The following is a 23933-nucleotide window of genomic DNA, read 5'->3' as shown; positions in this document are numbered from 1 at the left end:
TCAGTTGACCGTGACCTGGCCGAGCGCCGGTTTCTGTTCCTGGGCCTGATGCTGTGGCGCGTAGACCTGGGTGAAACGCACCGGAGGCAGGTTGAACTGGCCTTTCTGCGAGAAGCGCACCAAGTGCCGCACGCGCAATTCGCCGCTCAGCGCATCCACTGGAATCGCATAGGCCATTTGCCCCGGTTCGAAACGCGCCTTCTCCAGCGCGGTCGGTTCGGTGCCCGCCTTGCCCATCAGCTTGATGCCCCAGGTCGTGCGCTCGACATCGGCGCCCGGCGGCAGCGGCACTTCGATCATCCCGTAGCGCAGCGGTTTCGCGGCTTTGTTGGTGATGATCACTTCGTCCAGGTACAGGCTGTCGCTGGACAACGGTTTGCTGCCGACCGCCTCAAGTTTAAAGGCGAACGCCTCGTCACCCGGCACCAGCCGCGACAGGCGACGGGTGATGGTCACGGCCATCGGATCAACCGCCGGTTGTCTGGTCTGGAAGCTCAACGCGGCCCGCAACGGACGCTCCTGGGTCCCGGTCAGCGACAACACCGCCGGCACGGCCGAAACCCCTTGCCACGTCCAATACATCTCACCGGTATCACCGTAGTTTTTCTTCCAGCCTTCACCCGGCGCCAGTGCGATGGTCGGCGAAGCCTGCTCGATGCTGCGTTGCAACCAGGTCAGCGCCAATGCGCGTTCCAGGGTCGATTGCTGCGGCAGCAAACGTTGCAACAAGGCTTGCGCGTGAGCCTGATCGAAGCTTTGCAGCGACAGGTTTAAGGCTTCGGCAAATGGCTGCGAACTGACGGCCAGACGCTGTTGCGCGTCAGGCAGTTGGCGATTGAACGCATCCGGTAAAGTGACCTTCGACTGCTTTGCCAAGGCAGCCGTCAACGCCCGCGCCGCCGCCAGACCCAGCGCCGAATCAGGATCGCTCATGACGATGCTGTCTTCGCCATCCTCCAGCAGGTTCGCGGCATTGCCCTCGCCCGCTTTCCCCAGGTCATCCATCAAACCGCTGAGCAGAGTGTTCACCGGCAATTGCATCTGTTTGGCGAACGACAGGATCAACGCTCGCTGCAACAACGGCGTGTTTTGCACCTGTTTTGCATAGACCTCCAGCACCCGCTGCCAATGCTCCGGCGGCAGGCTCAGTTCCAGCGCTTTGCTGGCGTACCAGTCGGCGTAGTAAGCGTATGCGGTGAGGAACGCGTCCGGCTCGCCGTCCATGCCCCACCAGGTGAAGCTGGCCGATGGCCCGGCCATTTGCACCAGGCGCAGACGGCTGTTCTGCATGATCAGGCGCAAGCGATCGCGGATCTGCGGGTTCGCCGCCAGGGTCGGGTAGGCGATGCTCAATGGCAGTAAACGACTGGCCGTCTGCTCGACGCCGCCGTACGGGTAACTGAGCAAATCATCCAGCGCCGAACGGAACAGCGCTTGCGGGCTGTCATCCAGACGCAGGCGAATGTCCGTCGCGTCCGCCGGCAAGGTCAGCGGTGTGTCGCCGCTGGCCACGTCCAGGCTTTGGCTTTGCGTGACCTGCCAGCCTTCGCCGGTAGCGGCCAGGCGCACGGCGAGGGCGTCGGCGGTTTTGCCGTCCTGCACCAGTTCGGCGGTCCAATCGCCCGAGGCCAGTGCGAACGTTGGCAATGCGATGTAGTTGATGCCGTTGTTGAGCGTCACGGGAACACGCTGCTCGGCGCCGGCGAAATGAATCACCAGCTCGGCTTTGACCGGCTTTTCCGCCTGACTGAAGGCGAACACGCCGAGCTCCGGTTTGTCGCCGCTGCGGAACTTGCTCGGGCCGCTCCACTTCAGGTACAGCGGTTTTTCCGAGCGCACGAATTGCTTTTTCTGCCCGACCTGACCGTCATCGGCAATCGCTCGCGCGGTGATGCGCCAGCGGGTCAACGAGTCCGGCATCTTGAAGGTGAAGCGGGTTTTGCCGTTGGCGTCGGTGACCAACTCCGGTTGCCACGCAGCAGTATCGACGTCTTCGCGACGCGGCCGCTCCAGCACTTTCACTCCGCGTTCGCTGCGGTTGGCCTTGCCCGGCGCACCGGGGCTGCCCGGCAACGCGACGTCGTAGCTGATGAACGACAGGCTGGCGCTGGTGCGCACGTTGTTGCGGCGCGGATGGTAGAAGAACTGGTCGATGGTCGGCGCAACTTCCGGTTGCAGCGCATAGATCATTTCGTCCACCACGCTGACCGTCAGGTGCGCCGGAATCGGCTTGCCGGCGAATTGCGTGGTCAGGTCCACGGACACCGTATCGCCCGGTTGATACGCCTCTTTATCGGTGGCGATGGCCACGTCGATCTGCGGCGCAATCACCTTGATCCCGGCGTTCTGGAAGCTGTACTGCCCGCCCTTGGTGTACAGCACCGAGAACGTCAGGTTCGGCGCGAAGTTGTCCTTCACCGGGATGCGCGCGCGGTATTGGGTGTCGCTGAGTTTCTCGAGCTTCAGCCAGTCGCCGCCCTTGGCCATCAGCGCCGTGGCCTCGACCTTGTCGCGCTCCAGCGACAGCAATGCATCGCTCACTGGCTCGGGAAAGGTGATCAACGCCAGGGCCTCATCGCCGGCCTTGTACTCGGGTTTGTCGAGGACGATTTCCACGGTGCCCGGCACGGCTTTGACGCCTTCGCCGGTGACGGAATGCCCAGTGGCGCCAACCACGCGACCGTGTTCATCCTTCAAGCTCAGGTTGTACGTGCCCGGACGCTCGAAGGCGAGGGTAAAGCCCTTATCCTTCGCTGCGAGTTTACCTTCGCCGGTGGTCTGATCTTCCAGACGCACCCAGCCGTAGCTGCTCGGCGTGACGGCTTTGCTTTGCCCGCTGCCACCTTCATTGACGAAGCTGAACGCCACCTTGTCGCCCACCGCACTGAAGCGTTGCGGCGCGCGCAGGCTGAAACTCGCGGCGCCTCGGTCAATGAGAATTTCCTTGGTGGTCTTGACCCGATACGCCGCGCCATCGCTGGCGAAAACAGTGAGCATGTAGCGGCTCGGTTTCTCGGCGGCCGGCAGGTCGAGGGTCGCGTTGCCTTTGGCATCGGTGGTCAGTTCGGTGCTGGTCAGCTCCACCGGAAATTGCCCGAGGTATTGCAGTTCGTTATCGACCATCGACAGTTGCTGGGCGCGCAGGCTCAGGGTCAACTTGGCGTTGGCCACCGGTTTGCCGTCCGGGTACAGCAGCACCAGGCTGCCTTTCACCGGTTCGCCGGTGCGGTAATCCTGCTTGGCCAGGTTCAGCGAGATCTCGAAGTGCGGCTTGATGTATTCGGCGACGCGGAAGGCGCTGCTGTAGGCCTGATCCTTGTAACTGAAACGCAGCTCATAACCACCCGCGACCGCGTTGTCCGGCAACTGGAAACGACCTTGGGTGCCGGACTTTGAATCAAGTTTCAGCGCCAGCGATTGCAGCGCCGTGCCGGTGGCATCGAGCACGGTCACGTTGACATCGGCGGCCGTCGGCAACACCGAATCCCGCGCATTCTTGAACTCGCGACCGACGATTTTCAGCGACACCCAATCCCCCGGCCGATACAGAGGCCGGTCGGTGAAGGCGTAGAGCTTGGTGTCGTAGATCTCGCTGTCGTAATAGAAGTTTTCGGAGACAAACACCCCGCCCTCTTCGTCCTCGCCGATCACGAACGAACGCTCGGGGCTGACGTGTTTCAGGCGCAGCAATCCATCGGCATCGGTGGCACCGCTGCTCATCACGCCGAGGCCATCGGTCCACAGCACATTCACTTTCGGCACCGAACTGCCTTCGTGTTTGCGCGCCGCCCAGACCACCAGTTCATCACCGGCAATCTTGCTCACGGCCACAGTATTCGAGACGAAGACCATGGTGGTCGCGCGGTACTTGCCGATCAACGCTTCCACCAGGTACAGGCCCGGTTTCAGGTTGCCCAACGGGATGTAGACGTTGCCCGGCGCGACCGTGACGAACTCGCTGGAAGAACCGGCCAGGTTCACGCCCGCTGGCGGCTGGATCGGTTTTGCTTCCCACAGCGGATAACGGAATTGGCTGACCACCGGCAGGCCCGGAATCAACGCGAATTGCGGCTGCGCGTCGTAGGGCGTTGGCGCGGCAATCGCGGTGCCCATCTTCAGCTCGGGCACTTCCTCGGTGACTTGTTTACGCGACTCGTAGGAAAACGCCCGCTGCATCACTCGCCGGGATTTGCGGTACCAGTTGTCCCACAGGTACGCGAGGGTATTTGACAGGCCTTCGCCCTTGAACTGGCCGTCGCTGACCACGCGGTGCAGGTTCTTCTGGCGCTTGAGGAACTCCAGCGGTTTGTCGATGCGGTACACGCGTATGTCGGCGCCGCCATAAGGTTCCATGCGGAAGCGGCGATAATCACGACCCGGCGCTTCGAGGCGCACCATCGCCTGTTCGTCACTGGCGAAACTGCTGTCGGCCAGGAGGAAAAAGCTCTCACCAGAGACCGGCGAGTAGCCGCTCGGCTGGACGGTGTCTTCGGCATTCACCGCCGACAAAGGCAGGACCAACAGCAACAGTAGAGGCAGTAAACGCAGCATGCGGGCACCGGTCATTGGGAGAGAAAGTTCAGTCGATAGACGCCGATAAAGTTGGGGTTGGCTGCGTCGGGTATCCATCGGGTGTCCTTCCATGTCATGAGTTGCTGCAGGCTCGCGGAACGCATGCCGTTATCGTTAGGTGTCGTGGTGCCGGTGTGATAGGCGATAAAGCGGCCCATCCAGATCATCAGGTGCTGGTCGTCGCCCTGATCGAAAAACATCAGGTCGCCGGGCCGGGCTTGCGCCAGATCCCGGCCGACCAAATGGCTGTTGAACTGAATCAGTTTGATCGCGTTGACGTACGGCCCGACCTTGCCGCCGCCCTGCTGCCATTGCTGGGCGAGACCGCGTTGTGCCTCGCTCAGTTGCAACTCCGGCGGCAGGTAACGGTTGGACAGGCCATTGCTGCGCAGCCATTTGTCGTCGTGGACTTTCAGCGCTTCGTTGGCGGCAAAGCGCACCAGGCCGGCGCAGTCTTGCTGATACCAGCGCGGGCTCGGGCCTTGGGTCAGTTGCTCTTGGGCGATGCGCACGAACCAGGCGCGGAACACCTGGGATTGTTGCGGATCGAGCGGCGCGATTTCGCTGGCAAAGGCGCGACTGCCAAGCAACATCGCCAGCAGGCCGAGGCCCCGGATAATTGCGATCACAGGGCTTTCCACTCCAGCGGCAGCCACTGCCAGTGGCCGTCGGGCTCGCTGCCTTCGGGCAACGTCAGGGCATATTTGCCGTAGCCGCCGAGCTTGCGCAGTTTCGGGATCAGGTAGGTTTGCGCGGCGTTGTAAAACACCGGTTCCATGTCCTGCGGCAGGCTGTCGAGGGTTTCCTGCTGCATCAGTTGCGCCATGGAATCCGGGCCGAAGTAGACCGGCATCAGCAGGTCTCTGGGCACCGCGTCGGCCATCGGCGGGAAGCGTTTGTCGAGGGTGCCGAGGGCCTTGTCGACGAGTTTGTCGTCGAGGGAAAACAGCAGCGTCGAACCGTGGCGCGCCAGGCTGACTTTCATGAAGGCCTTGCCGGTGATCGCGTCCGGATCGGCAGCGTCCTTGGCCGGGTAAGGGCCGAAGTTAGAGCTGACCTGACGCTGCCACTGGTGATTGCCACCGTCCTGTTTCTCGACCACCGGAAAGGCGTGTTCTTCGACGTTGCCTTCGTAGGCGCCGACCATCGAGCTGAACAGACTGCCCAGGTCGCCATCGAGTCTGGCGCTGTCCTTGTCGTTCAGGCTGGCCACCAGCAGCGGCGTGTACAGCCGCGAGTCGGCGTACCAGCAGAGACCGGCGGCCCCGGCCATGTGTTCGGTCAGCGCCTGGGCCACGGGTTCTTCGGCACCGAGTTTCACCAACAACGGTTTCTGTTGTTCGGCAGCGAGCGGCAGGGCCACGCAAGCGCTGGCGCCCATCGGCATGGCCTGCCAGATCGGTTTGAAATCAAAGTCCGGCTGGTTTTCCAGTTCATCCATCGCGAGGAAGCTGTGCCAGCCCTTGTCGTCCATGTCGAAGCGCAGGCCGGCGAAGTTCGGGATGAAACGCTGGTAACCCATGGCCAGGACGCTGGAATTGACCGACAGGCGTTGCTTCACTTCAGGCGCGCGCGGGGGCAGGACGAAGGCTTCGGGAAAAAGCTTTTCGCCGTTGAGCAACGCCGCGATGGACGTGGTGGACACGCTGCCCGGTTCTTCCGACGGGCCGCTTTGCGGGTCGTAGAGTTTGGTCGCGTTGGACAGCACCACCAGTTTGTCGCCATGGGAGGCGAACATCAGTGCTTTGGTGGCGTTGTAGGTCAGTTGGTAAAGCGGCACATCGTCGGCGCCCACTTTCAGATCGCTGACTTTGGTCAGTTGCGTATCGTCCAGCGCGACTTTCGCCAGCGGCTCCAGCACTTTGGCCAGGCCACCGCGATCCATCACCAGCAAAAAGTCTTTCAGGCGACCGTCCGCCCCACGCCACAGCGCTACATCGGCCGGCTGATCGAAGAGTTGCTCGATCAGGCTGTCCTGCAACTTCAGGTCATGTTCATAAATGATCCGCCGCAGACTGCCGATCAAGCCGAGGCGGTCCACCTGCGCTTCGTAGTAGAAGACGAAATCTTCGGTCAGGGTTTCCTTGAGGAACGGCACCGCCAGCAAATCCTTGGGCAACTGGCTCAGGGAATGGGTTTCGAGCAGGCCATCCGGGCGGCTCATGCCCAGTGTGTCGCTGGCAAGCGCAGCCGCTGGCAGCTTGGGTTCGTGCATGAACCAGCCCAACCCGCCTGCCACGCTCGCCACCAGGACCAGTCCGACCAGCAGCACTGGCCAGCGCCGGGAAGGTTTGGCAGCGGGTGCGTCGGCTACCGGAGTCACAGTGTTATCGCTCATGTTCACGCTCATGTTCCCAAAGCTCAGCAATTCATCCGTGGAGCGGGATGCTTAATAGTTGAAAGTCTTGACCAGCAGCAGGTCACCGATCGCGCGCAGGGGCACGATGAAGGTCTCGCGTTTTTCGTCGACGGAGTTTTCGTTGAGCACCAGGTTGATTTGCGAGGTGATCACCTCGTTCTGGTTGCTGGTCTCATCGAAGTTATAGCCTTCGCTGCCGAAGTTGCCCCAATAGTTCACGTAAACCAGATAAGTGCCATGCAGCGGCGCGGTCATGGTGAACATTTCCGGGCCGGGGCCGTCGACGCCATCCGGGTCGAGGCCGCCGCCGTTGGTCAACGCCGTGTGGGCGAAAAATGCGTGCTGGCCGTCGGGGGTAATGATGTGCAGGTCGAGTTCGGCTTTCGGATCATCCCAACCCAGCACCACGCGAATCCGTGCCGGCGTGCGCAGGTTGTTGGCTTCATAGAATTGAACACGCTTGAGCGACTTGCCTTCGGCGCTGCGCACTTCGACGCTGTTGGAACCGGCGCCAAACGCGTACGGCCGGGCGAAACGCCCTTCGTCGTCGGTGTACAGATTCAGAGGATTACCGTTGACCGCCAGCGTGTGTGGCCCGCGTTGCGTGCCGATGGCCTTGAGTTGGCCTTCGATCATCGTGCGATTGCGCTGCACGCCCCGGTCGATGGGCGGCGTGGGGTAGGCGACTTGCGGGTTTTCGCTGCGGTCGAGCAGGCCGTTGTAGCGCCAGCCGCCCACCGGCTCCGACAGCTCAGCCGTCGGCCAGGCCCAGGCAACGGACGCGCAAACCAGCCCCATCAGCACTAGTAGAAATGAACGCATGTGACGCCTCCTGCCATGCACAACGAAACCTTGCGCCTGATCCTCGGCGCGTTACAGATCGAAAAACTGCGTGTCGTCAGAAAGACCCGTGACTAATGGGTCGTAGAAGGCGCGAAGGTTAGCTATTTGGTGGATTTTTAACAATCGGATACATCTTGATTTGCGGTAGAGGTCACGGAGGTTGCTGGACGGTGAGCCGAATAAACGTCATATTCGGCTCATTCGGTGAGCCGAATATGGTTTTTAATCGGCTCACCCCCCTAGGAGTTGCAAATTGATAGCACCTCACTGGATCTGGCAACAACCGGGCTGGCCCAACTTCAACTGGCAAGGCGAGCGCTTGGCGTACCTGTTGCGCGAGTGCGTTCAAGCGCAAGGGCAATTGATGGGCATGGCCATTTCAGTCGGCCATTCGCTGAGCGAGCAAAGCGAGCTGGATGCCTTGCTGCAAAACATCGTCACGTCCTCCGCCATTGAGGGTGAACAACTCAACGTCGGCTCGGTGCGTTCGTCGCTGGCGCGGCGCCTGGGACTGGAACCGGTCGATGGCGATCAAGTGAGCAAGCGCAGCGAAGGTTTGGCGCAATTACTGCTGGACGCCACTCAGCATTTCGCCGAGCCGCTGACATTGACACGTCTGCTGGATTGGCACGAATGGCTGTTTCCTGAGCAGGATACTGCCCTCGCCGCCCGACCAATCCGCGTCGGTGCATTGCGCGGTGATGAACCGATGCAAGTGGTTTCCGGTCGACTCGATCGCCCAACCGTCCACTTCGAAGCGCCGCCGCGGGCAGGCCTTGAACGGCAACTCGACGCTTTCCTGCTGTGGTTTGAAGCCAGTCGCGAACAGGCAAACCTCGATCCATTGCTGCGGGCCGGCATTGCGCACTTCTGGTTTGTGACGCTGCATCCCTTCGACGACGGCAACGGTCGCCTGACGCGAACCCTTACTGACCTGGCACTGGCCCAAGGCGAAGCGCAAGCCATCCGTTTTTATGCAATGTCAGCAAGCATCCTCGAAGATCGCTCCGGCTACTACCGGGTATTGGAAAGCAGCCAGAAAGCCACAGTGGATATCACCGAATGGCTCGAATGGTTTTTGCAAACCTTGTTGCGCAGCCTCCAGCAGGCGATGACGCGGATTGAATCGGTACTGGGCATGGCGCGTTTCTGGCAGGCGCATCGGGAATCCGGACTGTCTGCCGAGCAGATGAAAGTGCTTAACCGTTTGCTGGATGGTGGTGAGCGAGGTTTCGCGGGCGGGATCAGCGCGGCGCAGTATCAGGCGGTGGCAAAAGTGTCGAAGGCCACTGCCACCCGTCATCTGGCAGAGTTGCTGGAGAAGGGATGCCTGCAAAGGCTGCCCGGTGGCGGGCGCAGTACTCGATACGAAATCCGCTTTCCCGGTGAATCTACACCCTGAAACTGCGACCACACACTTACCACAAACTTGTCGGAGCGAGCCGGCTCGCGATGGACGTCAACGATAACGCTTGCCGTCTGGATGAACGTGTTGCCTGGGTGTTTTTCGCGAGCGAGCTCGCTTCTGCTGGGGGCCGGCTTACAACTCCGCTGATTTGCCCATAACCCCCATGTCTGCTAGTGTCGCGCCGGTTTAACGTCAACCGGAAATCGCCGCCATGGCCCGCAAAAAAGCTGCACTGGATTTCGAACAATCCCTCGCTGACCTGCAAACGCTGGTCGAGCGACTGGAGAACGGCGAATTGTCGCTGGAAGACTCGCTGACAGCTTTCGAGCAAGGCATCGGTCTGACCCGCGATTGCCAGGCAGCGCTGGCCCAGGCCGAGCAGAAGGTTCAAGTGCTGCTCGAGCGTGATGGCGAGTTGGCCGAGGAACCCTTCGAAGCGGATCAGCCAGAATGATTGCAGCGTATTCGGCGACCAGCCAGGCCCGTGTCAACGCCGCCCTGGAGACTCTGTTCAATGCACCACGACCAGAGCTGGCACGCTTGTACGAAGCCATGCGCTACAGCGTGATGAACGGCGGCAAACGCGTTCGTCCGCTGCTGGCTTACGCTGCCTGCGAAGCATTGGGCGGCAAGCCTGAACAGGCCAACGGCGCGGCCTGCGCGGTGGAGCTGATTCACGCGTACTCGCTGGTCCACGATGATTTGCCGGCGATGGACGACGACGACCTGCGTCGCGGCCAACCCACGACCCACAAAAAATTTGATGAAGCCTGCGCGATTCTCGCCGGCGACGGCTTGCAGAGCCTGGCTTTCAGCGCCCTGCTCGATCCGCGCCTGAGCACCGCAGACGCAGAGATTCGCCTGCAAATGGTCAGCGCACTGGCGGTGGCGGCGGGCCCGGCAGGCATGGTCGGCGGTCAAGCTATCGATCTGGGTTCGGTCGGCTTGAAGCTCGATCAAAAAGCCCTCGAAACCATGCACCGGCACAAGACCGGCGCGCTGATCGAAGTCAGCGTCAAGCTCGGCGCCCTGGCCAGCGGTCGTGCCGAAAAAGACGAACTGAAGTCCTTGCAGACCTACGCAATGGCCATCGGCCTGGCGTTCCAGGTGCAGGACGACATTCTCGACGTCGAAAGCGATACCGAAACCCTCGGCAAACGCCAAGGTGCCGACATCGCGCGGGACAAGCCGACCTACCCGGCCCTGCTCGGCCTCGACGCGGCCAAGGCCTACGCGCTGGAACTGCGCGATCAGGCCCTGCACGCGCTGCGACCGTTTGACGCGGCCGCCGAGCCGCTGCGCGATCTTGCCCGTTATATCGTCGAGCGGCGCAGTTGATGGCCCAGCTGATGGCGTATTGGCCAAGTTAAAACCAACGCGTGGGCAGGGGGCGATGCATCAGGTAAACTGCCGCATCTTTTATACCTATAACGATTCGCCTGATGCCCACGACGTTTCATGAGATTCCCCGCAAACGCCCGACCACGCCCCTGCTCGACCGTGCCAACACGCCGGACGGCCTGCGCCGGTTAGGCGAAGCCGAGCTGGAAACCCTGGCCGATGAGTTGCGCCTGGAATTGCTCTACACGGTCGGTCAGACCGGCGGGCATTTCGGTGCCGGTCTGGGCGTCATCGAACTGACCATCGCGTTGCATTACGTTTTCGACACCCCGGACGACCGGCTGGTGTGGGACGTGGGTCATCAGGCCTATCCGCACAAAATCCTCACTGGCCGTCGCGAGCGCATGGGCACCCTGCGCCAGAAGGACGGCGTCGCCGCGTTTCCGCGTCGCTCCGAGAGCGAGTACGACACCTTTGGCGTCGGCCACTCCAGCACCTCGATCAGTGCAGCGCTGGGCATGGCGATTGCCGCCCGCCTGCAGAACAGTGATCGCAAGGCGATTGCGGTGATCGGTGACGGCGCGTTGACCGCCGGCATGGCGTTCGAGGCGCTGAACCATGCGCCGGAAGTGAACGCCAACATGCTGGTAATCCTCAACGACAACGATATGTCGATCTCGCGCAACGTCGGCGGGCTGTCGAATTACCTGGCGAAAATCCTTTCGAGCCGCACTTACGCAAGCATGCGCGAAGGCAGCAAAAAGGTCCTGTCGCGCCTGCCCGGCGCCTGGGAAATCGCCCGCCGCACTGAAGAATACGCCAAAGGCATGCTGGTCCCTGGCACGCTGTTTGAGGAGCTGGGCTGGAACTATATCGGCCCTATCGACGGCCACGACCTGCCGACCCTGATCGCCACTCTGCGCAACATGCGCGACCTGAAAGGCCCGCAATTTCTCCACGTCGTCACCAAGAAAGGCAAAGGCTTCGCGCCGGCCGAAGTCGACCCCATCGGCTACCACGCGATTACCAAACTCGAACCCGTCGATGCACCGGCTGCTGCGCCGAAAAAGGCCGGCGGGCCAAAGTATTCCGGTGTGTTCGGCGAATGGTTGTGCGACATGGCCGCAGCCGATCCGCGTCTGGTGGGCATCACTCCGGCGATGAAAGAAGGCTCCGACCTCGTAGCGTTCAGCGAGCGTTTCCCGCTGCGCTATTTCGACGTGGCAATTGCCGAGCAACACGCCGTGACCCTCGCTGCCGGCATGGCGTGCGAAGGCGCGAAACCGGTGGTCGCCATTTACTCGACATTTCTGCAACGCGGCTATGACCAATTGATTCATGACGTCGCGGTGCAAAACCTCGACGTCTTGTTCGCCATCGACCGCGCCGGTCTGGTCGGCGAAGACGGCCCGACGCACGCGGGCAGCTTCGACCTGTCGTTCCTGCGCTGCATCCCGGGCATGCTGGTGATGACCCCGAGCGACGAAAACGAACTGCGCAAGATGCTCACCACCGGCCATCTGTACAACGGTCCGGCGGCGGTGCGTTATCCACGCGGCAACGGTCCGAACGCCACGATCGAGAAAGACCTGCAACCGATCGAAATCGGTAAAGGCGTGGTCCGCCGAGAAGGCAGCAAAGTCGCCCTGTTGGTGTTTGGCGTGCAACTGGCCGAGGCGCTGAAAGTCGCCGAGACGCTGGATGCCACTGTGATCGACATGCGCTTCGTCAAACCGCTGGATGAAGCGCTGGTTCGCGAAATCGCCGGCAGCCACGAGTTGCTGGTGACCATCGAAGAGAACGCGATCATGGGCGGTGCCGGCGGTGCAGTCAGCGAGTTTCTTGCCCGCGAGAACATCCTCAAGTCGATGCTGCACCTCGGCTTGCCGGACAGCTATGTCGAGCACGCCAAGCCTGCGCAGATGCTGGCTGAGTGTGGGCTGGATGAAGCCGGGATCGAAGCGTCGGTCCGTCAGCGCCTGCACTTGCTAAATACATAAATTTCACACCCATACAAAACCTGTGGGAGCGGGCTTGCCCGCGATGAATGCACCTCGGTTTCAGCGGTCGGGCGCAATAAGCTGGCACAAGCTGGCCGTCGCCTCGATCATCTGCCCACTCGGCCGCTCCAGCCCTTTATCCGTGACCAACCGCAACTGCCCCTGCGCCACGGCCGACACCTGCGGCCACACCTTCCACGCATCCAGCTGCGCCTGATCGCTGGCAACAATCACCTCGGGATTATGCTGCAACACCGCTTCCACGCTGACTTGCGGTGCCGGCAGTTTCAAATCCTCAAACACGTTGCGCGCGCCGCAGACTTGCAGCGCATCACTGATGATCTGTCCGCCACCGACGGTGTACAACGGCCGATCCCAGACTTGGTAAAACACCCGCAACGGTTCGGCCCGCTGATAGCGTTGACGCAATGCATCCAGGCGCTGACGCAAATCGGCGGCCAGAGAAACGCCGCGCTCGGGCCGGCCGAGCTGCGTGGCGATCGCCTCGATTTGCGCGGTCAGTTGCTCGAAGTTGAGAGGTTCGGCGACGTAGGTCGGGATGTTCAAGCGCTTGAGTTGTTGGCGCTGAGCCGGGCCGACGCTGGCGGGCCAGAGCAACAGCAAATCGGGTCTCAGGCTGAGCAGACGCTCTATGTCCATCTGGCCGTAGCGGCCAACGGATGGCAGGTTTTTCAGTTCGGCCGGACGATCGCCGGCATCGAGCACACCGACCAGCAGATCCGCCGAACCCAGTTCAACCACGATTTCAGAGAGGGATGGCGCGAGGCTGACGACGCGCTCGACTGAAAAAGTCGAGCCGCTGACGGCCAGCAGCAGGACCGCCAGCCACGTGCGGCGCATCAGCCGAGTTGACGCGGAATACGGTAGAGGTAGAACAGCACTGCGGTCGATAACGCCAGCAGCACCAATGGCACCGCTTCGAGACCGACGAACACTGCCAGGGCGCCGATCCAGGCCGGCAGACCCGCGGCTAGAAACGCCGTGCGACGTTTGGCCGCGAGGTTGATCCATGCGGCGGGTTCTTCAGGGGTGTCGAGGGCTTTCTGGGTGGCGATCAGCGCGTGTTTGTAGCCGCCGAAAAACTTCAGGCTGACAAACATCGAAGCCACACCGGCAATGAACAAGGGCATTGCCAGCACCGGCAGAATCGCCTCGCCCTCGCCGAACACGCCATTGATCACGAACAGCGGCAGCAGAGCCAGCGCCAGGTACTGCCACCAGGTGACGGACAACCGCCGCCTTACTTGTCCGCGGGTCACGCCCGGTCTACCTCACCCTGGTGCTCGTTGCCCATCATGTGATCGAGCTTGCTGGCCTTGGTGGCCAGGTAGAGCTTGTTGTGCGGGTTGTGGCCAGTGTGCAGCGGCACGCGCTCGGCGACGGTGATGCCCATGTCGGTCAGGGCTTTGACCTTGCGCGGGTTGTTGGTCATCAGCCGCAGCGATTTCACGCCTAGGTGCTCAAGCATCGGCAGGCACATGGCGTAGACACGCTGGTCGGCGGCAAAACCTAAGCGCTCATTGGCTTCAACGGTGTCGGCGCCGCCATCTTGCAGTTCATAGGCGCGGATCTTGTTCAGCAGGCCAATGCCGCGGCCTTCCTGACGCAAGTACAGCAATACGCCACGGCCTTCGCGGGCAATGGCCTGCAACGCGGCTTCGAGTTGCGAGCCACAGTCGCAACGCTGGCTGAACAAGGCATCACCGGTCAGGCACTCGGAGTGCAATCGGCCGAGTACCGGGGCACCGTCGTCGAATTCACCCAGGCTCAGCACAACGTGCTCGCGTCCGGTTTCTTCATCGAGGAAGCCGTGCATGGTGAATTGCGCAAAAGGTGTTGGCAGCTTGCAAGCGGCGACAAAAACGACAGGCACCGGTGTGCTCCTGTTCAAAAGTACTGGCGATTCGCAGACGCGGCATTGTAACAGCACGTTCCTACACACGCTTAGGCTGAATTATGGGACATAGCGATCTAAAAGTTTGATCACAGGAGCGGTGCGCCCCGATATCTGTGTTCAATTTGGGGCGAAGGGGTACGGCTGTTTCCAGCGTTCGAAGATCGGTTTCAGCCTGCCGCTTTTCACCAGCAGCTCCATACGCAAATCGAACAGCGCCAGCAGTTTCCGCGCCTTGGGCGTATCGGCGAAGCACAGGTACAGCGGTATTTCCGCGATGTGCGTGCGTCGGAACTGGGACGGATCCTTGGCTCTGCGCAGGACGTAATCAACCTCGGTCAGCGCGTCGACGTAGTAGTCCGCACGGTTGTGGGTGAGCATCGACAGAATGCCGGTGCGTCGAATGACTTCGTTGTAGCGGTTAATGTTGGGCAGGTAATTCTGGAAGTCGTACCTGCGAACCCATGCCAGTCGATAATTGCCCAGTGTTTGCGCAGTCGGTGCAGGATTACTCGCCAGCCCCAGGGCGTAGATGTGATCGGTATCGAAGTTCCAGCGGGGATACAGCAGATCACTGACTTCATCTCGATAGCCACCAACGCATGCATCCACCTCGCCTTTCTGCGCCAGGCCGATCGAACGGGTGTAGGGTTCGGTGCGAATAGCCAGTTTGACGCCTGCGGGCTCGAAGACTTCCCGCAGCACGTCCCAGCCCAGGCCATGGCCGTCAGGGGCGGTATAGTCTTCCCAGTCCTCGCTGGCCAGATGGATCACCGACGGCGTCGTCACGGCCTCCCCCGCCTGAGCGAGAGCGCCGAACATCGCGAACACCATCATTGCCAACCAGCGTCGAGCCATCCCAGCCCCCTGTTTCGCCACTCAAGCGAAGATCCATACCAACCCTTGCATGGCCAACCATGCGAATACCCCGGCCAACACGTCATCGAGCATGATCCCGACGCCACCGTGCACATGTCGGTCAATCCAGTGAATCGGCCATGGCTTGAGAATGTCGAAGAAGCGGAACACCACAAAACCCGCGAGCAACCAGTACCAGCCTTCCGGCACCAGCCACAGGGTGATCCACATCCCGACCATTTCGTCCCAGACGATGCCTTCGTGGTCGTGCACCCGCAAATCGTCGGCCACTTTGCCGCACAGCCAGAAGCCGAACAGCATGGTGATGCCCAGCATCAGCCAATAACCCCAGTCGGGCAGCATCTGCCACAACGGAATAAAGGGTAGCGCAACTAACGAACCCCAGGTGCCCGGCGCCGTTGGCAAAGTGCCCGAGCCGAAGCCGAACGCGAGAAAATGCCAGGGATTGCGCCAGACCGACGGCGGTACGAATTCCGCCGGAACCTGCTTGGGATGATCTGTCACGGTGTCTCCCGAAAATGTTGATAGCCCCGTGTTTGCGGGGTGATGTCTCGTCCGGCGGCATCCAGCAGCACGACACCCTGCCCCGCCACGACACGCCCGACCACATGGATCGGCCAGCCATCGGCCAGCAATTCCGGCAACTCGACGGACGGTAGGGTGAAGGCCAGCACGTAATCGTCTCCCCCACTCAAGGCCGCCTGTTGCGCGCCCGGTTGACCGAGGAAGGCCACTAAAGCTTTCGACAGCGGCAAACGGTCACGTTCAACCTGAATGCCGACCTTCGACGCCAGCGCGATATGCCCACAGTCCGCCAGCAGGCCGTCGGAGATGTCCAGCGCCGAAGTCGCCTTGCCGCGCAAAGCCTGGCCCAGCGCGAGTTGCGGCTGCGGTGACCAGTAATGCGCCAGCAGCGGGTCGGCGATAACGGCTTCGGCCGTGCGCCGACCGAGCACCAGCGGCAAGGCGCCGGCAGCGTTGCCCAGGTCACCGCCGACACACAACAAATCGCCCACCCGCGCGCCGCTGCGGGTCAACGCCTTGCCGGCTGGCACTCGACCGAACACGGTCAGGGTCAGGCTCAGCGGCCCACGGGTGGTGTCGCCACCCACCAGCGCCACACCACAGCTTTGTGCCATGCAGTTCAAACCAAGGGCGTAAGCGTCCAGCCAATCGGCGGTCACCGTCGGCAAGGTCAGGGCAAGGGTAAAGGCAATCGGAGTGGCGCCCATGGCAGCCAGATCGCTGACGGCTACGGCCAGCGAGCGCTGACCGAGCAGAAACGGGTCACAAGGATCTGCGAAATGCACACCGGCCACGAGTGTGTCGGTGGAAATCGCCAACTGTTCCCCGGAGGGAACAGCGAGCAAGGCGCAGTCATCGCCGATCCCGAGGGCAACGCCTTCGCCGCCCTGCGCACAAGGCGCGGCGGCGAAGAAATGGCGGATCAGCTCAAACTCACCCATGGCTGGAACAGAGAGTTCAAGCGCCAATCAGCGCTTGAACGCCTTGACTTCAGCTTCACGCAGACGCGGGGCCAGCTTGTCGAGTACACCGTTGACGAATTTGTGGCCGTCGGTGGAACCGAAGACTTTCGCCAGCTCGATACCCTCGTTGATCACCACGCGATACGGCACATCGACACGCTCGAGCAGTTCCCAGGTGGACAGGCGCAATACTGCCAGTTCAACCGGGTCCAGCTCTTCGATGGTCAGGTCCAGGACTGGCTTGAGCGCGGCGTCGATCTTGTCCTTCTGCGCCGGAACCCCGTGGAGGATTTCGCGGAAGTAGGCGCCGTCAACATCGCTGAAATCGTTATCGACCCGGAACTGCGCTTCGATCTCGTTCAGCGATTGCTTGGCCATGTGCCATTGGTACAGCGCCTGAGTCGCGAGCTGACGGGCTTCGCGACGCTTGACGCTTTTCGATGGCTTGCCGGCATCCGCGGGCTTTGGATCGCGCGGGTTGAAACGATCACTTTCGTCGCTAATCACTTGGCCTCCAACTGCGCCAGCAGGCTGACCATTTCCAGAGCGGACAGGGCAGCTTCGGCACCTTTGTTACCGGCCTTGGTGCCGGAACGTTCGATGGCTTGCTCGATGGAATCAACGGTCAGCACGCCGAAAGCGACCGGTACGCCGAACTCCATGGACACCTGGGCCAGGCCCTTGGTGCATTCGCCCGCCACGTATTCGAAGTGCGGAGTACCGCCACGAATGACCGCGCCGAGGGCGATGATGGCCGCGTATTCGCCCTTCTGAGCGACTTTCTGCGCAACCAGCGGGATTTCGAAGGCGCCAGGCGCACGGATGATGGTGATGTCGCTTTCGCTTACGCCGTGGCGAACCAGGGCATCCACTGCACCGCTGACCAGGCTTTCAACAACGAAGCTGTTGAAACGGCCCACTACCAGAGCGTAGCGGCCTTTAGGGGCGATGAAGGTACCTTCGATGGTCTTCAGGGTCATTCGTTAGTTCTCTTAAAGAGCCGGGACGCGTTTTCTACGCGTCCCTCAGTGATGTTTGAACCGCGAATACAGGGCCGAAAACAACCGGTCGTTATTCGGAGGGCACGTATTCTACAACTTCCAGATCGAAACCGGATATCGCATTAAATTTCATCGGCGAAGACATCAGGCGCATTTTGCGCACGCCCAGGTCACGCAGGATCTGCGAACCGGCACCGACAATGCTGTAGGTGGTCGGCTTTTTCGGGGTGGTGTGTTCGGCAGTTTCGCGGATGTGCGCCAGCAACACGTCGCCATCCAGCGGGTGACCGAGCAACAGCACCACGCCACTGCCCGCCTCTGCAACCGCGGCCATGGCGGCACGCAGGCTCCAGCGGCCGGGTTGCCTGACCATCAACAGGTCACGCAACGGGTCCATGTTGTGCACGCGAACCAGGGTCGGTTCATCGGCGCACACGGTGCCCAGCGTCAGGGCCATGTGCACGTCGCCTTCCACGGAATCACGATAGGTCACCAGGTTGAATTGGCCCAGTTCGCTGTCCAGCGGCTGCTCGGCAATCCGCTGAACGGTACGTTCGTGGATCATCCGGTAGTGAATCAGGTCGGCGATGGTGCCGATCTTGATGTTGTGTTCGGCGGCAAAAGCTTCCAGTTCGGTGCGACGGGACATGGTGCCGTCGTCGTTCATCACTTCGCAGATCACCCCGCTCGGCTCGAAACCGGCCATGCGCGCCAGGTCGCAGGCGGCTTCCGTGTGGCCGGCGCGAGCGAGGGTGCCACCGGCCTGGGCCATCAGCGGGAAGATATGGCCGGGGCTGACGATGTCGTCCGCCTTGGCGTCTTTGGCCGCCGCAGCCTGCACGGTGCGCGCACGGTCGGCGGCGGAGATGCCGGTGGTCACGCCGGTGGCCGCTTCGATAGACACGGTGAACTTGGTGCCGAAACCGGAACCGTTGCGCGGCGCCATCAGGGGCAGCTTCAACAGTTCGCAGCGCTCGCGGCTCATCGGCATGCAGATCAAGCCACGGGCGTGCTTGGCCATGAAATTGATGTGTTCGGCCTGGCAGCACTCGGCGGCCATGATCAGGTCGCCTTCATTCTCGCGGTCTTCGTCATCCATGAGGATGACCATCTTGCCTTGGCGGATGTCTTCAACCAGTTCTTCGATGCTATTGAGCGCCACAAGGCACCCCCTTGGTCAGGATTTTAGATAGCCATTGGCGGCCAGAAAGCTTTCGGTGATGTTACTGGACGTTGGCTCTGCGGCCTTGTCGCCCAACAACAGGCGCTCCAGGTAACGTGCCAGCAAGTCCACTTCCAGATTCACCCGGCGACCCGGCTGATACGACGCCATGATGGTTTCGCTCAGGGTGTGCGGAATGATGGTCAGCAGGAATTCGGCGCCATCGACCGCGTTCACGGTCAGGCTGGTGCCGTCGACGGTGATCGAGCCTTTATGGGCGATGTACTTGGCCAGTTCTTTCGGCGCGCGGATGCGAAATTCCACGGCGCGCGCGTTCTCGGTGCGGGCAACCACTTCGCCGACGCCATCGACGTGACCGCTGACCAGATGCCCGCCAAGGCGCGTGGTTGGGGTCAGGGCTTTTTCCAGGTTGACCGGGCTGCCGCTTTTCAGGTCGTTCATGGCGGTGCAGTCGAGGGTTTCGCGACTGACATCCGCCGCAAAGCCGTTGCCTGGCAACTCAACTGCGGTCAGGCACACGCCGTTGACGGCAATGCTGTCGCCGAGTTTGACGTCGCTCAGGTCGAGCTTGCCGGTTTCTACGTAAACCCGCACATCTCCGCCTTTTGGGGTCAATGCACGAATACTGCCGATGGATTCGATGATGCCGGTAAACATGGAGTCCTCCTCGAGAACAGGGCCGTCGCGTGGCGCAGGCCGGAAATTATACGCTCGCCGCTGGCGCAGGAATGGCAATGACTCGCCAATCATCGCCAACCGCACGGATTTCAGTGATTTTGAGTTCTGGCGCGTCTTTCATAAAGGCCAGCGGCCAATCCAGCAGCGGCCGCGCCGATGGACCCAGGAACTTGCCGGCGATGAAAATCTGGAACTCATCCACCAGACCTTGTTGAGCGAAGGCACCTGCCAGTCGCGGGCCGGCCTCGACCAGCACTTCGTTGACTCCGCGATGGGCCAGTTCGACCAGCAACTTGCGCAGGTCAACCAAGCCATCTTCGCCGGCGACGATCAGGCATTCCGGACCGTTGGCGTATTGCTCTTCGATCGCCATGCAGGTGGCGACCAGCGCCGGGCCGGCCTTGAAGAAGGGCGCATCCAGCGGCACCCGCAGACGACCGTCGATCAACACGCGCAGTGGCGGACGGCTCATGGCCAACGCGGTTTGCTCGGCATCCAGACCCAGTTCATCGGCGCGAACGGTCAGACGGGCGTTGTCCGCCAGCACCGTGTCGGCGCCGGTGAGGACCACACTTGCCTGGGCACGCAGGCGTTGCACCGCCGAACGTGCGGCGGGGCCGGTGATCCATTGGCTTTCGCCGCTTTCCATTGCCGTGCGACCGTCGAGGCTCATGGCCAACTTGACCCGCACGAACGGCAAACCGTGTTCCATGCGTTTGAGGAAGCCCTGGTTGAGCTTGCGGGCCTCGCCTTCCAGCACGCCGCTTTCAATGGCGATGCCGGCCTGGGCCAAGCGCTGCATGCCGCGACCGGCGACCGACGGATTCGGGTCCTGCATCGCCGCGACCACGCGTGCGAGGCCGGCATTCACCAAGGCATCGGCGCAGGGCGGCGTGCGGCCGTGGTGGCTGCAGGGTTCGAGGGTCACGTAGGCAGTGGCGCCACGGGCCTTGTCGCCGGCGGCGCGCAGGGCGTGGACTTCGGCGTGGGGTTCGCCGGTGCGCACATGCCAGCCTTCGCCGACAATTTGCCCGTCACGCACAATCACGCAGCCTACCCGAGGGTTGGGGTGCGTCGTGTAATGACCTTTGCGCGCCAGTTCCAGGGCGCGGGCCATGTAATGCGCGTCGAGGATGGCTTGCTCTGGGGAGGGGGTCATTCTTTCACCGGCTCACGGGCCAGGCGATCGATCTCTTCGCGGAACTCGTTGAGGTCCTGGAAGCGCCGATACACGGAGGCGAAACGAATGTAGGCGACTTCGTCGAGCTTCTGCAGCTCGGCCATCACCAGTTCACCGACCACAAGGGATTTGACCTCACGCTCGCCGGTGGCGCGCAGCTTGTGTTTGATGTGCACCAGCGACGATTCCAGGCGTTCAACACTCACCGGGCGCTTTTCCAGCGCACGCTGCATGCCTGCGCGCAGTTTTTCTTCGTCGAAGGGCTGGCGGCTGCCGTCGGTTTTGATCAGGCGCGGCAACACCAGTTCGGCGGTTTCGAACGTCGTGAAACGCTCGCCGCAGGCCAGGCATTCGCGCCGGCGGCGCACCTGTTCGCCCTCGGCGACTAGACGCGAGTCAATGACCTTGGTGTCGTTGGCACCGCAGAAGGGACAGTGCATGGTGGCAGGCAACAAAAAAAGGGAGGGCCATGGTAGCGCATCCCGGTGGCAAGACAAGCCATAGGGTTTGCGGTATACAGCATGGCTATATTGTTTGATCCATGGATGTCACCTTGCTGGAGCCGCAAATGTCCCTAAGACCGCTCGTACTGCTCAGTGTTTTCAGCCTGCTGGTGGCCTGCGGCAGCGATGCACCCAAGCCCCAGCCGCCAACACCGGGCCCTGCCCCGCAGGCGGCGCAGAAGAAAGCCCGCGAGTCCGCCGACCTCGGTCCGCTGCCCGCTTTTCAACGTGAATTGAGCGGCACCCTGCAAGGCGTGCCGGCCGGGGCCGAAGTCGAACTGGCGTTGCTGGTGATCGACGAAAAGGACCGTCCGCAACAATTGCTCGCCAGTTCCAGCCTGATCGGCACTAACCAAGTGCTGCCGTTTCACCTGCGCTTCAACCCGGAATCCTTTCCAGTAGGGTCCCGCGTTGAATTGCGTGGTCGCGCCAGCCAGTCCGGCCAGCTGATTTTGCACCTGCCATCGCAGACCATCACCCAACCCACCACCCAGGCATTGGGCCAGCTGCAATTCGTCAAAGCGCCATGATTGCACCGCTCGACCTGCAACAGGCGTTGGTTGAATTGCTCGGTGATGCGCAGCTGGTGCCGGTCGCCTTGCCCGGCACTGAGCTGAAACTCTGGCTGATCGACGGCGACAACATGGACCGCGCCTTCAGCCCGGAGGAGACCCGGCGGATTCTGCATGAGCCGCCGTACTGGAGTTTCTGCTGGGCCAGCGGGCTGGCAGTGGCGCGTTACCTCGCTGAATTCCCCGAGTGGGCCAAAGGCAAGCGCGTACTGGATTTCGGCGCCGGTTCCGGGGTTGCAGCGATTGCGGCAATGAAGGCCGGCGCGCTGGAAGTGGTGGCGTGTGACCTGGACCCGCTGGCGATTGCCGCGTGTCGGGCAAATGCGGCACTCAATGAGGTGCAACTCAGCTACTCGACGGACTTTTTTGCCGAGGCGGATCGGTTTGATCTGATTTTGGTGGCCGATGTGCTGTACGACCGGGCGAACCTGCCGTTGCTCGACGAGTTTTTGAGTCGTGGCCGGGAAGCGCTGGTGGCCGATTCACGGGTGCGGGATTTTCGTCATCCGATGTATCGGCGGATTGAGATGCTCGAAGCCATGACCCTGCCGGACCTGGCCGAGCCGGAAGAGTTTCGGCATGTGAGCCTGTACCACGCGCGGCGCCCCGCTTTATAGTGGCCCCATTCACGCTTTCTAGAGATCCCTCATGAGTCAGGAAACGCCGTACATCTTCGACGCCACGACCGCCGATTTCGACCAGTCGGTGATCGAGAACTCCTTCCATAAACCGGTGCTGGTGGATTTCTGGGCCGAATGGTGCGCGCCCTGCAAAGTGCTGATGCCGATGCTGCAGACGATTGCCGAGAGCTATCAGGGCGAGTTGCTGCTGGCCAAGGTCAACTGCGATCTCGAACAGGACATCGTCGCCCGCTTCGGCATCCGCAACCTGCCGACTGTGGTGCTGTTCAAGGACGGCCAGCCGGTGGATGGTTTTGCCGGTGCGCAGCCGGAATCCGCGGTACGGGCGATGCTTGAACCTCACGTCCAAATGCCGCCGCCAGCCGCCGCCGATCCGTTTGAACAGGCCCAGGCGCTGTTCGACGAGAGTCGTTTTGCCGACGCTGAAGCCTTGCTCTCTGTGCTGCTGGGCGAAGACAACACCAACGCCAAGGCACTGATTCTCTATGCCCGTTGCCTGACTGAACGTGGCGAACTGGTTGAAGCGCAGACCGTGCTCGACGCGGTGAATAGTGATGAGCACAAAGCTGCATTGGCCGGCGCGAAGGCGCAGATCAAATTCCTCGGTCAGGCCAAGGACCTACCGGATGCCGCCGACCTGAAGGCGCGTCTGGCGAAGAATCCGCAGGACGATGAAGCGGTGTACCAACTGGCGATCCAGCAATTGGCCCGCCAGCAGTACGACGCGGCGCTGGATGCGTTGCTCAAGCTGTTCATCCGCAACCGCAGCTACAGCGAAGGCTTGCCGCACAAGACCTTGCTGCAGGTGTTCGAACTGCTGGGCAATGATCACCCGTTGGTGACCACGTACCGCCGCAAGTTGTTTGCCGCGCTGTACTGATAGACCGCGTTATCGTTCATCGCTGGCAAGCCAGCGATGGCGGCCGCAACAACAGCGCGTTTCTACAGCCAGATGTACAGCGGCGTATCCCCGCCGCTCGACACTTTCACCTCCGCGCTATGGCGCAATCGCACCAACAGCCGTTTGCCCGACGCTGCGCTACCGGTCAGTCCTTCCAGTTGCTCGAGCAAATCCGGCCCGCTCAATTGCCCGGCCTTGCGCAGCAAATCTTTTGCGATCTGCCACTGCGTATCGTCCTGATTCACCGGTTTCGCCGGCGCGACACTGGCTTCAGGCTTGACCACCTGCAACTGCGCGCCGAGCCGTGCCCAGTCCGCGTCGTCCATCTCCAGGGACAAATCCACCGGCCAGTCGCCGATGCTTCCGCGTATTCGCAACATGAGTCCGCTCCCGCACATTTCTGACCCCCATGCTCCCACGGGACTTGTGCAACGCCAAGCGGACGGTCACACTCTCGGCTCTAACGTTAT

Annotated in this window: 24 protein-coding genes; 7 read left to right on the top strand and 17 right to left on the bottom strand. The window is 61.7% G+C overall.

All coding sequences use genetic code 11. From position 1 onward, the window contains the following. Genes ACYZT4_RS24295 through ACYZT4_RS24280 form a run of 4 tightly spaced genes read right to left on the bottom strand, consistent with a single transcriptional unit; the run spans position 1 to position 7753 of the window. Positions 1-4566, bottom strand: coding sequence for an alpha-2-macroglobulin family protein (locus ACYZT4_RS24295; protein ID WP_461983363.1), 4566 nt, complete (start codon positions 4564-4566; stop codon positions 1-3). Then, positions 4563-5165, bottom strand: coding sequence for a DUF1175 domain-containing protein (locus ACYZT4_RS24290; RefSeq protein WP_461988783.1), 603 nt, complete (start codon positions 5163-5165; stop codon positions 4563-4565). The genes ACYZT4_RS24295 and ACYZT4_RS24290 overlap by 4 nt, the downstream gene beginning before the upstream one ends. Before the next feature lie 32 nt (positions 5166-5197). After that, complete coding sequence (locus ACYZT4_RS24285; protein WP_461983362.1) at positions 5198-6910, bottom strand: DUF2138 domain-containing protein; 1713 nt, start codon at positions 6908-6910, stop codon at positions 5198-5200. A 51-nt stretch (positions 6911-6961) separates the two neighbouring features. Further along, the gene (locus ACYZT4_RS24280; RefSeq protein ID WP_461983360.1) at positions 6962-7753 is read right to left on the bottom strand and encodes a YfaP family protein; all 792 of its coding nucleotides are present in this window, start codon (positions 7751-7753) and stop codon (positions 6962-6964) included. 277 nt (positions 7754-8030) lie between these two features. Between ACYZT4_RS24280 and ACYZT4_RS24275 the strand changes: the two genes are divergently transcribed. The 4 genes from ACYZT4_RS24275 (at position 8031) to dxs (ending at position 12523) form a co-directional block, all read left to right on the top strand. Then, entirely contained in the window at positions 8031-9176 is a 1146-nt protein-coding gene (locus tag ACYZT4_RS24275) for a Fic family protein (protein ID WP_461988781.1), read from the top strand. 217 nt (positions 9177-9393) lie between these two features. Continuing rightward, positions 9394-9636 carry an exodeoxyribonuclease VII small subunit gene (locus tag ACYZT4_RS24270; protein WP_056743654.1) on the top strand — a complete coding sequence of 81 codons (243 nt, stop codon included), beginning with the start codon at positions 9394-9396 and terminating at the stop codon, positions 9634-9636. After that, positions 9633-10520, top strand: a complete 888-nt coding sequence (gene ispA, locus ACYZT4_RS24265) for a (2E,6E)-farnesyl diphosphate synthase (RefSeq protein ID WP_461983358.1) — start codon at positions 9633-9635, stop codon at positions 10518-10520. Before ACYZT4_RS24270 ends, ispA begins: the two co-directional genes overlap by 4 nt. Before the next feature lie 104 nt (positions 10521-10624). Further along, positions 10625-12523, top strand: a complete 1899-nt coding sequence (gene dxs, locus ACYZT4_RS24260; RefSeq protein WP_461983356.1) for a 1-deoxy-D-xylulose-5-phosphate synthase — start codon at positions 10625-10627, stop codon at positions 12521-12523. Positions 12524-12583: 60 nt separating this feature from the next. Here dxs and ACYZT4_RS24255 read toward each other — a convergent pair whose 3' ends face one another. From ACYZT4_RS24255 to nrdR, 12 genes are all read right to left on the bottom strand, one after another. Beyond that, positions 12584-13384, bottom strand: a complete 801-nt coding sequence (locus ACYZT4_RS24255) for a cobalamin-binding protein (RefSeq protein ID WP_461983354.1) — start codon at positions 13382-13384, stop codon at positions 12584-12586. Further along, entirely contained in the window at positions 13384-13803 is a 420-nt protein-coding gene (locus ACYZT4_RS24250; RefSeq protein WP_461983353.1) for an MFS transporter, read from the bottom strand. The genes ACYZT4_RS24255 and ACYZT4_RS24250 overlap by 1 nt, the downstream gene beginning before the upstream one ends. After that, on the bottom strand, positions 13800-14417 hold the full coding sequence (ribA, locus tag ACYZT4_RS24245; protein ID WP_461983352.1) for a GTP cyclohydrolase II: 618 nt from the start codon (positions 14415-14417) through the stop codon (positions 13800-13802). The genes ACYZT4_RS24250 and ribA overlap by 4 nt, the downstream gene beginning before the upstream one ends. 141 nt (positions 14418-14558) lie before the next feature. Then, entirely contained in the window at positions 14559-15296 is a 738-nt protein-coding gene (locus ACYZT4_RS24240) for a substrate-binding periplasmic protein (protein WP_461983350.1), read from the bottom strand. A gap of 21 nt (positions 15297-15317) precedes the next feature. Beyond that, positions 15318-15821 (bottom strand): phosphatidylglycerophosphatase A family protein, encoded by a 504-nt coding sequence (locus ACYZT4_RS24235; RefSeq protein ID WP_461983348.1) that lies wholly within the window; start codon positions 15819-15821, stop codon positions 15318-15320. Further along, positions 15818-16783, bottom strand: coding sequence for a thiamine-phosphate kinase (gene thiL / locus ACYZT4_RS24230; protein WP_461983346.1), 966 nt, complete (start codon positions 16781-16783; stop codon positions 15818-15820). The genes ACYZT4_RS24235 and thiL overlap by 4 nt, the downstream gene beginning before the upstream one ends. 27 nt (positions 16784-16810) lie before the next feature. After that, the gene (nusB, locus tag ACYZT4_RS24225) at positions 16811-17311 is read right to left on the bottom strand and encodes a transcription antitermination factor NusB (RefSeq protein WP_461983344.1); all 501 of its coding nucleotides are present in this window, start codon (positions 17309-17311) and stop codon (positions 16811-16813) included. Then, positions 17308-17784 carry a 6,7-dimethyl-8-ribityllumazine synthase gene (gene ribH, locus ACYZT4_RS24220; protein WP_003185938.1) on the bottom strand — a complete coding sequence of 159 codons (477 nt, stop codon included), beginning with the start codon at positions 17782-17784 and terminating at the stop codon, positions 17308-17310. The genes nusB and ribH overlap by 4 nt, the downstream gene beginning before the upstream one ends. Positions 17785-17875: 91 nt before the next feature. After that, positions 17876-18967 (bottom strand): bifunctional 3,4-dihydroxy-2-butanone-4-phosphate synthase/GTP cyclohydrolase II, encoded by a 1092-nt coding sequence (gene ribBA, locus ACYZT4_RS24215; protein ID WP_461983342.1) that lies wholly within the window; start codon positions 18965-18967, stop codon positions 17876-17878. A 15-nt stretch (positions 18968-18982) separates the two neighbouring features. After that, positions 18983-19645, bottom strand: a complete 663-nt coding sequence (locus ACYZT4_RS24210; protein ID WP_367373124.1) for a riboflavin synthase — start codon at positions 19643-19645, stop codon at positions 18983-18985. A gap of 46 nt (positions 19646-19691) precedes the next feature. Further along, on the bottom strand, positions 19692-20825 hold the full coding sequence (gene ribD / locus ACYZT4_RS24205; protein ID WP_461983340.1) for a bifunctional diaminohydroxyphosphoribosylaminopyrimidine deaminase/5-amino-6-(5-phosphoribosylamino)uracil reductase RibD: 1134 nt from the start codon (positions 20823-20825) through the stop codon (positions 19692-19694). Then, positions 20822-21286, bottom strand: a complete 465-nt coding sequence (gene nrdR / locus ACYZT4_RS24200) for a transcriptional regulator NrdR (protein WP_003228656.1) — start codon at positions 21284-21286, stop codon at positions 20822-20824. Before nrdR ends, ribD begins: the two co-directional genes overlap by 4 nt. Before the next feature lie 128 nt (positions 21287-21414). Here nrdR and ACYZT4_RS24195 point away from each other — a divergent pair, with 128 nt between their 5' ends. Genes ACYZT4_RS24195 through trxA form a run of 3 tightly spaced genes read left to right on the top strand, consistent with a single transcriptional unit; the run spans position 21415 to position 23442 of the window. Next, entirely contained in the window at positions 21415-21879 is a 465-nt protein-coding gene (locus ACYZT4_RS24195) for a YbaY family lipoprotein (RefSeq protein WP_461983338.1), read from the top strand. After that, positions 21876-22538 (top strand): class I SAM-dependent methyltransferase, encoded by a 663-nt coding sequence (locus tag ACYZT4_RS24190; protein WP_461983337.1) that lies wholly within the window; start codon positions 21876-21878, stop codon positions 22536-22538. Before ACYZT4_RS24195 ends, ACYZT4_RS24190 begins: the two co-directional genes overlap by 4 nt. 31 nt (positions 22539-22569) lie before the next feature. Continuing rightward, positions 22570-23442, top strand: a complete 873-nt coding sequence (gene trxA / locus ACYZT4_RS24185; protein ID WP_461983335.1) for a thioredoxin — start codon at positions 22570-22572, stop codon at positions 23440-23442. A 62-nt stretch (positions 23443-23504) separates the two neighbouring features. Here the strand turns inward: trxA and ACYZT4_RS24180 are convergent, their stop codons facing one another. Next, positions 23505-23843, bottom strand: a complete 339-nt coding sequence (locus ACYZT4_RS24180) for a hypothetical protein (RefSeq protein ID WP_461983334.1) — start codon at positions 23841-23843, stop codon at positions 23505-23507. Positions 23844-23933 lie beyond the last annotated feature (90 nt).

The sequence above is a fragment of the Pseudomonas sp. GB2N2 genome, from assembly GCF_054897705.1.
The sequence above is the reverse complement of the archived record's forward strand: the minus strand, read 5'-3'. Positions and strand labels throughout refer to the sequence as shown.

What these genes read in the sequence shown, in the direction of transcription:
- ACYZT4_RS24180 (WP_461983334.1), bottom strand. Translation starts at nt 23,843, where the DNA reads ATGTTGCGAATACGCGGAAGCATCGGCGACTGGCCGGTGGATTTGTCC.
- ispA (WP_461983358.1), top strand. Translation starts at nt 9,633, where the DNA reads ATGATTGCAGCGTATTCGGCGACCAGCCAGGCCCGTGTCAACGCCGCC.
- ACYZT4_RS24290 (WP_461988783.1), bottom strand. Translation starts at nt 5,165, where the DNA reads ATGTTGCTTGGCAGTCGCGCCTTTGCCAGCGAAATCGCGCCGCTCGAT.
- ACYZT4_RS24285 (WP_461983362.1), bottom strand. Translation starts at nt 6,910, where the DNA reads ATGAGCGATAACACTGTGACTCCGGTAGCCGACGCACCCGCTGCCAAA.
- ACYZT4_RS24210 (WP_367373124.1), bottom strand. Translation starts at nt 19,645, where the DNA reads ATGTTTACCGGCATCATCGAATCCATCGGCAGTATTCGTGCATTGACC.
- ACYZT4_RS24190 (WP_461983337.1), top strand. Translation starts at nt 21,876, where the DNA reads ATGATTGCACCGCTCGACCTGCAACAGGCGTTGGTTGAATTGCTCGGT.
- ribH (WP_003185938.1), bottom strand. Translation starts at nt 17,784, where the DNA reads ATGACCCTGAAGACCATCGAAGGTACCTTCATCGCCCCTAAAGGCCGC.
- thiL (WP_461983346.1), bottom strand. Translation starts at nt 16,783, where the DNA reads ATGGGTGAGTTTGAGCTGATCCGCCATTTCTTCGCCGCCGCGCCTTGT.
- ACYZT4_RS24255 (WP_461983354.1), bottom strand. Translation starts at nt 13,384, where the DNA reads ATGCGCCGCACGTGGCTGGCGGTCCTGCTGCTGGCCGTCAGCGGCTCG.
- ACYZT4_RS24280 (WP_461983360.1), bottom strand. Translation starts at nt 7,753, where the DNA reads ATGCGTTCATTTCTACTAGTGCTGATGGGGCTGGTTTGCGCGTCCGTT.
- ribD (WP_461983340.1), bottom strand. Translation starts at nt 20,825, where the DNA reads ATGACCCCCTCCCCAGAGCAAGCCATCCTCGACGCGCATTACATGGCC.
- ACYZT4_RS24295 (WP_461983363.1), bottom strand. Translation starts at nt 4,566, where the DNA reads ATGACCGGTGCCCGCATGCTGCGTTTACTGCCTCTACTGTTGCTGTTG.
- ACYZT4_RS24270 (WP_056743654.1), top strand. Translation starts at nt 9,394, where the DNA reads ATGGCCCGCAAAAAAGCTGCACTGGATTTCGAACAATCCCTCGCTGAC.
- ACYZT4_RS24240 (WP_461983350.1), bottom strand. Translation starts at nt 15,296, where the DNA reads ATGGCTCGACGCTGGTTGGCAATGATGGTGTTCGCGATGTTCGGCGCT.
- ACYZT4_RS24195 (WP_461983338.1), top strand. Translation starts at nt 21,415, where the DNA reads ATGTCCCTAAGACCGCTCGTACTGCTCAGTGTTTTCAGCCTGCTGGTG.
- dxs (WP_461983356.1), top strand. Translation starts at nt 10,625, where the DNA reads ATGCCCACGACGTTTCATGAGATTCCCCGCAAACGCCCGACCACGCCC.
- nrdR (WP_003228656.1), bottom strand. Translation starts at nt 21,286, where the DNA reads ATGCACTGTCCCTTCTGCGGTGCCAACGACACCAAGGTCATTGACTCG.
- trxA (WP_461983335.1), top strand. Translation starts at nt 22,570, where the DNA reads ATGAGTCAGGAAACGCCGTACATCTTCGACGCCACGACCGCCGATTTC.